1 protein-coding gene is annotated in these 1,292 nt (G+C 61.4%); it reads right to left on the reverse strand.

Translation table 11 applies throughout. The features are described from left to right. Positions 1-44 precede the first annotated feature (44 nt). Positions 45-1,225 (reverse strand): IS3 family transposase gene (locus tag AB0D74_RS50340; protein WP_362603428.1). Its coding sequence is split into 2 segments (ribosomal slippage): positions 45-961 and positions 961-1,225, totalling 1,182 coding nucleotides; the frame shifts between segments, so codons are not numbered across the junction. Positions 1,226-1,292: the final 67 nt, after the last annotated feature.

Consider the following 1,292-nt stretch of genomic DNA (forward strand, 5'->3'; position numbering starts at 1 on the left):
CTGAGGGGCCTCGCGTTTCCCGGACAGGCTTCTGGCCGTTCATTTCACGCGGCGATTCGCAACTTCTCGTACTCGGCGTGGACTTCGCGCGGAGGGCGGTAACCCACCGCAGAGTGGAGACGTTTGCGATTGTACCAGAATTCGATGTAGCGAGTGATGTCCTGCCGGGCGGCCTCGCGGGTCAGGTAAGTCACCCTTGATACGCGCTCGTTCTTCAGGGCGCCGAAGAATGATTCGGCCATTGCGTTGTCGAAGCAGATCCCGGTGCGACCGGAAGACCTGCGGAGTCCGAACCGGTCGAGCGTCTTCCCGAACTCGGCTGACATGTAGTTACTTCCGCGGTCGGAGTGAAATATCGCACCTGCCGAGAGCTGCCTGTTCCGTGCCGCGTTGCGGATTGCCCTGGATATCAGTGGGGTTTGATAGTGGTCGTCCATCGCATAACCGATGACTTCCTTCGTGCAGCAGTCGATGACCGTTGCGAGGTACAGCCAGCCTTCCCCGGTCGCGATATAAGTAATGTCGCCGACGAGCTTTTTGCCGGGCGCGTCCGCAGCGAAGTCGCGGCCGACGAGGTCCGGCACCTCGCCGGCCGCAGCCCGAGTGAGGCTGAACCTCTTCGGCCGTGGCAGGCAGGGCACCAGGCCCAGTTCGCGCATGAGGCGGCGGGCCAGCTCTACGCCCGCGGCGACGCCCCAGCGGTGCAGCTGAGCCTGGATGCGCCGGTGCCCGTAGGTGCTGTCGGACATGTCGAAGGCTTTCTCGATGAGCAATTTGAGTTCTTCACGCCGCTGAGCTGTCGCGGATTCCGGGCGGGATCTCCAGTCGTAGTAGCCGGATCTGGAGACGCCGAGCCGGTCGCACATGAACTCGACGCTGTATGCGTACTTCTCGGTGTCGAGCCGCATCTCGTCGATGAACTCGTACTTGCTTGCTACCGGGGATCCTTCGCGAAGTACGCTGCGGCTTTTTTCAGGAAGGTAACTTCCATCTCCAGCTCACGGTTGCGTCGTTCGAGTTCCTTCAGACGCGCCCGCTCGTTCACCGTCAGTTCCGCATCGGGGGCCGGTTCCCGCTGCTTCTGATACTTCTTCACCCAGCCGCGTAGCGTCTCCGAGTTCAGCTCAAGCTCCCGGGCGACTTCGGAGATCGTCTTGCTGGACCTCAATGCGATCTGGACGGCTTCCTCGCGGAACTCCGGTGAGTACTTACTGGGTGGCGCCACTTCTTCCTCGTTTCCTTGTTCAGGACAACCCTATTGGATGCCTGTCCGGAAACTTAGTGGCCCCTCA

It is taken from the genome of Streptomyces sp. NPDC048278 (assembly GCF_040652195.1).
In the GTDB taxonomy this organism is placed as follows: domain Bacteria; phylum Actinomycetota; class Actinomycetes; order Streptomycetales; family Streptomycetaceae; genus Streptomyces.